A 3,814-nucleotide genomic window follows, 5' to 3' on the forward strand; every position below is an offset into this window, starting at 1 on the left:
GCGATGCCATCGGGATTAATCACCTGCGCGGCGTGAACGCGCCGCGCAGGTGATTAATCCCGATGGCATCGCAACTTTTCGCGGTCCCACCGGTTCTCGGCTCCGGATCGGCCGGTCCTTCCTCAGGGAGACATCACGGTGAGCATGGTAACCCCCGCCCCTGTCTCTGCGTCCGGAGCGCCGGATCGACAGCCGTCCCGGCGTGCCCTGCGGGGGCTCGACGCGCTCAACTTCACCCTGGCGGACGTGCGCGACGGGCTCGGGCCCTATCTGGCGATCTACCTCATCGCCGTGCGCGGTCCCGACCAGGGCTGGAACGAGGCGACCACCGGCATGATCATGACGATCGCCGGCATCGCCGGCCTGATCGCCCAGACGCCGGCCGGGGCGCTCATCGACCGGTCGCGGCACAAGCGCGCCATCGTGATCGCCGCGGCCCTCGCCGTGACGCTCAGCTGCCTGGCGCTGCCCTTCATCTCGAACTTCTACGCGGTGGCCGCCACCCAGTCGCTCGCCGGCATCGCCGGGGCGATCTTCCCACCGGCGCTCGCCGCCATCACCCTCGGGGTGGTGGGTCCCAAGCTCTTCTCCAAGCGCATCGGCCGCAACGAGGGCTTCAACCATGCCGGCAACGCCGTCTCGGCGGCGCTCGCCGGGGGACTGGCCTACCTGTTCGGGCCGATCGTGGTGTTCTGGCTGATGGGCGTGCTCGCCGCCCTCTCGATCGGCGCGATGCTGATGGTGCCGGAGGACGCCATCGACAACGACCTCGCCCGCGGCCTCGATTGCGCCGAGGACGAGGCGTGCGAGCAGCCCTCCGGCCTGACGGTGCTGTTCCAGAACAAGTACCTGATGCTGTTCGCGCTGCTCGCGGCGATCTTCCACCTCTCCAACGCCGCGATGCTGACCTCGGTCGGCCAGCTCCTCACCCACCTGTCGGGCAAGGAGAACGCGACCTCGCTGATCGCGATCTGCATCGTGGCCGCGCAATGCGTGATGGTGCCGGTGGCGATGTTCGTCGGCCACAAGGCCGACGCGATCGGGAGAAAACCGATCTTCCTCGCCGCCTTCGGCGTCCTCGCCCTGCGCGGCGTGCTCTACACCTTCTCGAACAACCCGTTCTACCTCGTCGCGGTGCAGCTCCTCGACGGCATCGGCGCCGGCGTCTACGGCGCCCTGTTCCCGATCGTGGTCGCCGACCTGACCCGCGGCACCGGCCGGTTCAACGTCAGCCAGGGTGCGGTCGCGACGGCGCAGGGGCTCGGCGCCTCGTTGAGCGCCACGCTCGCCGGCCTCATCATCGTCTCGGCGGGCTACTCGGCGGCCTTCCTGACGCTGGCCGCCATCGCCGGGCTCGGCTTCGCCCTCTACCTGCTGGTGATGCCGGAGACCCGCGGCTTCGAGCCGGCGCAGGCCGGCACGCCCTCCGGCCCGGCCGGCCGCGCGGCGCTGGCGACCGCCTGAGGGCCGGACCATGACCGGCCCCCTCGCCTTCGCGCATATCGGCGACCTGCACCTGACCGACGGCGAGGCCGAGAACGCCCGCGACTTCGCGTCGGTCGTCGCCCAGCTGAACGAGGTCGACGGGCTCGATTTCGTGTTCCTGCCCGGGGACAACGCCGATCACGGACGGCCAGAGCAATACGCCCTGGTGCGGGCAGGCCTCGACCGGCTGCGCCTGCCGGTCCACGTCATCACCGGCGACCACGATCGGGAGGGCGGCAGCCTCGACGCCTTCCATGCCGGGCTGGGCGTGCCGCGCCTGCCCTACGCCGTCGATGTCCGCGGCGTGCGCTGCCTGTTCCTCGACATGTGCGGGCCGGGCTCGGGCGGGCCGGATTTCCGCCTCGGGCCCGATCAGGTCGCCTGGCTCGCGGCGGAACTCGACGCCGCGCACGGGAGGGACTGCGCCCTGTTCATGCACAGCTACCCCGCCGACCTGCGGGGCGAGGGCGAGGCGGCCCGCGTCGCCGACCTCATCCATCGCGGGCCGGTCCGCCTCGTCGAGATGGGCCACACCCACTACAACGAGCTCGCCAATGACGGCCGCACCATCTACGCGGCGGCCCGCTCGACCGGCCAGATCGAGGAGGGCCCGGTCGGCTACGCGGTCGCTTCCCTCGATAGGGGGGTGGTGAGCTGGCGCTTCAAGGAACTGGCCCGCCCCTGGCCCTTCGTGCTGATCACGAATCCGGCCGACCGGCGCCTCGCCTTCGATGCCGGCCACGCGATCGGCGAGCGGTTCACGGTGCGCGCCCTGGTGCTGGGACCGGCGGAGCGGGTGGAGGTCCGCCTCGACGACGGACCGTGGCAGCCGATGGCGCGGGAGGACGGGGTGCGCTGCCACGCCGCCGCGGTGACGTGGCCGGCGGGGGCTCGGACGATCACCGTCCGGGCGACGGGCCGGGGGGCCGAGGACATCGACGCGATCGAGCCGGCGACGGATTCGGACGGACTGCCGATCTCCCGGGGCATCGGCAGCGACGCGGACGCGCTCGGGGCCTGGCCGGGGCGCGGGCTGCTGGGGACGCAGCTCGGGCCGAACCGCAACGGACGGCAATGGTGAGGGCGAGGCGCGCCGAAACTCCGGAACCGTTCGACGACACGTCTGACGATCTCCCCTTTGCGTCATTCCGGGGCCGCGAAAGCCGAGCCCGGAATCCAGAAACCCAGGTGGACGCGGATGACGCGGACCGCTGTCCGCCCTCTCCTGAACGATCCGCGCTCTGGATTCCGGGCTCCGCTTCGCGGCTCCGGAATGACGGAGAGGGTTGAACGATCCGTCCGATCGACCGAACACCCTCCCGCACCCCTCTCTCCCGTGACGACAGGACTTCTCCCCCCATGGCCGCGCTGACGTTCAGCCCCAACCTCGCGACCTGGGCGATCGCCGCCCTCGCCACGCTCGGCGTGATCGTGCGCCCGTTCTCCTGGCCGGAGGCGATCTGGGCGGTGGCGGGCGCCCTCGCCCTGGTGCTGTTCGGCCTGCTGCCGGCCGGGACCGCCTGGGAGGGCGTGCTCAAGGGCACCGACGTCTACCTCTTCCTCGTCGGCATGATGCTGATGTCCGAGGTCGCCCGGAAGGAGGGCCTGTTCGACTGGCTCGCCGGCATCGCGGTGCGCACCGCCCGGGGCTCGGCGACGCGGCTCTTCACCCTGGTCTACCTCGTCGGCACGGTGGTGACGGTCTTCCTGTCGAACGACGCCTGCGCGGTGGTGCTGACGCCCGCGGTCTACGCCGCCACCCGCGCGGCGAAGGTCGAGAATCCCCTGCCCTACCTGTTCATCTGCGCCTTCATCGCCAACGCCGCCTCGTTCGTGCTGCCGATCTCGAATCCGGCGAACCTCGTCGTGTTCGCCGAGCACATGCCGCCGCTGACCCGCTGGCTCGCCCTGTTCGGCCTGCCGTCTCTGCTCGCCATCCTGGCGACCTACCTCGTGCTGCGCCTTACCCAGAACGGGATCCTGCGCCGGCAGACGGTCGCCACCGCGGTCGAGACGGCGACCCTGTCCCGCACGGGAATCGTCGCGGGCCTCGGCATCGTGGCGACCGGGGCGGTGCTGATCGGCGCCTCGGCGCTCGGGCGCGACCTCGGCCTGCCGACCTTCGTCGCCGGCCTCGCCACCACCCTCATCGTGCTGGCGCTCCGCCGCGGCAGCGGCGCCGTCGAGGTGGCGAAGGACGTGTCCTGGAGCGTGCTGCCCCTGGTCGCCGGCCTGTTCGTGCTCGTCGAGGCGCTGGAGAAGACCGGCGTCCTGGCGATGATCGCCGATGCCCTGAAGCAGGCCGCCACCGCCGCCCCCGCCGAGACCG

3 protein-coding genes are annotated in these 3,814 nt (G+C 71.5%); all 3 read left to right on the forward strand.

What is annotated here, in order from left to right; all coding sequences use genetic code 11:
* The first annotated feature begins 144 nt into the window (after positions 1–144).
* Positions 145–1,464: an MFS transporter gene (locus tag VQ03_RS27020; RefSeq protein ID WP_048454015.1), complete on the forward strand. Its 1,320-nt coding sequence runs from the start codon at positions 145–147 to the stop codon at positions 1,462–1,464.
* 10 nt (positions 1,465–1,474) lie between these two features.
* Positions 1,475–2,566 carry a metallophosphoesterase family protein gene (locus tag VQ03_RS27025; RefSeq protein ID WP_048454016.1) on the forward strand — a complete coding sequence of 364 codons (1,092 nt, stop codon included), beginning with the start codon at positions 1,475–1,477 and terminating at the stop codon, positions 2,564–2,566.
* A 278-nt stretch (positions 2,567–2,844) separates the two neighbouring features.
* A partial coding sequence (locus VQ03_RS27030; protein WP_048454017.1) for an SLC13 family permease occupies positions 2,845–3,814 on the forward strand: 970 nt, incomplete at its 3' end.

The sequence above is a fragment of the Methylobacterium tarhaniae genome, from assembly GCF_001043955.1.
In the GTDB taxonomy this organism is placed as follows: domain Bacteria; phylum Pseudomonadota; class Alphaproteobacteria; order Rhizobiales; family Beijerinckiaceae; genus Methylobacterium; species Methylobacterium tarhaniae.